The sequence below is a fragment of the Legionella qingyii genome, assembly GCF_003184185.1.
Genome location: NZ_QHJG01000078.1, coordinates 1 through 2130 on the forward strand (window position 1 = coordinate 1; position 2130 = coordinate 2130).

Below are 2130 nucleotides of genomic sequence, written 5' to 3' on the forward strand. Positions count from 1 at the left end.
TTCCGGAATCTGCGATCAAATGCGGCCGGAATTGGTGATCATTTCGCTCCGGAATACACACGAAGCATCAGAGATCGAACTTCTTGCCCAAAAATATGAAGCATTAGCCACTGTAATTATAAAAGCAGGAGAGAGCTTATCTCAAATAAAAGAAAAAGATATTCGGGTTGAACAGTTACATGAGCTTGGATCTGCATTAGATGAAGTTGAACTTCAGGCGCTTGATCCGAAGAAATTGCAGAGTGTCATAGAACAGAGCAAATCCTATGTAAATGATGATTTATTTGTACACGATTATTTTGCATTTCAAAAGCAATTAACCGCTGCAAAAGAAATGCTCGCCAAACAAATTCAAGAGGCTGAGAAAAAATTTGAACTGTTAACACAAGCAAAAGTGAGTGAGGCGCGGCTAGAGACATTTAATAAAGCGCTAGAGTTTCTTAAAGACATGAATTCTCGTTTTGATAATATCGAGTATCAACGAAATGAACCTGGGAAAACTTCAGAAGAATTGAAACACATTACCGAAAAGGCAACAATCTGGTATGAGACGATCCTTAGCGAATACCAACAAATTGATGAAAGGATAAAAGCGGCACAAGAAACAGAAATAGTTGAGCAGGCAGTGAAACTGGAATCAACAGAACCCCCAAAAAATGACATACCACCACCGTCCTCCGAAGTATCGCTTGATGAGAAGAGAAAAACTGTGGAAGTGGATCAAAACATACCACAAAAAATTCTTAAAATAGACCCAATAACATCATCCTACGACAATGTACCGTCAAAACTAAACCCACCACCTAATGATAAGATGCAAAAGGAGCCATTACTCCCTGTCAAATCTGAATCAATAATAGAATTCAAAATTCGACAGATATATGACAAATATAAAAAAACAGTTAAAGATGCAATTCAACAATTATCCTCAACAGCTGAGCCAAGCAGCAATGGAGATTTTGAAAAAAACACTCAAGTAATAAGGGACAAAGCTCAAAAAAGAGAAGCTCGTACTTCACTTGACCAGATAATTGAATTAATTGAAAGCACTCAGTGGAAGACTGGGATCTTTGGCAGTCAATCAAAAATTAAAATAAATGGGAAACAAACATCGGTTCCCAATCATATTTATGAAATTTATCAGCAAGCTAAACTTGGCAAAGAAGATCCTGAACGGGCTCATAATGCCATGAAAGAAATAAATAACATTGCGAAAAGAGCAATTAACTATTCGGCCTCCCGCGCCAAAAATTTAAGAAAAAGAGATCAGCAAACTCAAGAGGCATATGAGGCAATTGTAAGAAATAGTAGCGATCTTAACCTTGGCTGATAAATTTATTAACGTTTTGAGTAATATACAGGCCATTTTTAAGAATTGGAGGGGCAGGTCTTAAGATTTGATTATTTTTTCCTTGCACTCTTTTGGTCCATTTATTCTCATCGTCACTAGATTGTGTGACAACTCTCAATTCAATATTTTAAAGAGATTTTTAGCGATCTACATATGAGCTGTTCTATGTTCAACATAAATTTCGGGATTTCTATTTTATCTAAGAAGAATTATTTTTTAAGCATAGAGTTTAATCAAGCATCGGCTCAAAATAAAAAGTAAAAATAGTTCGAGTCAAGACTGTTTTTTTATTATTTATTTGTATAACATAGCTGCGTTTAAATTCTATTCCTTGTCCCTTTTCTGTGGATATCTTTTTTAGCAAATTAAAAATTAATATTCAGCGGCATATTAGAACCCTTACTGTGTCTGAATTATATTATTTTTAAAATCCCGCACTTTAATTTAAGTTATTCACATTTTCTGTGGATAAGTCTGTTTATAGTCTGTCAAACTCCTTGTGGCATAGAGAAGTTAATCAGATGATTCGTCATTTACCAAGGTGTCTTTTCATTCATGTACAAGAGTAATAAAGCGGTCGTTTTTCCTAGAGATCTGCCATCGTTAGCGCCACAACTTCTGATTCCCTTTAATGTGATACAGCACGAATTTTTCAAATATAATAAAAAACTATTGACATACCAGGAAAAGTAAGTAGAATTCGCACCTCGCCTCCAAGGGCAAGTTCATTAAGAAGATAGAAGACAAACTGTGTGGGCACTTTGAAGAACCTTTGAGTG

At 35.4% G+C, this 2130-nt stretch carries 1 protein-coding gene; it reads left to right on the forward strand.

The genetic code is table 11. The annotated features are described in order from the left end of the window. On the forward strand, window positions 1-1330 hold a 1330-nt coding region (locus DGG96_RS20490; protein ID WP_205872636.1), incomplete at its 5' end, for a hypothetical protein. Window positions 1331-2130 lie beyond the last annotated feature (800 nt).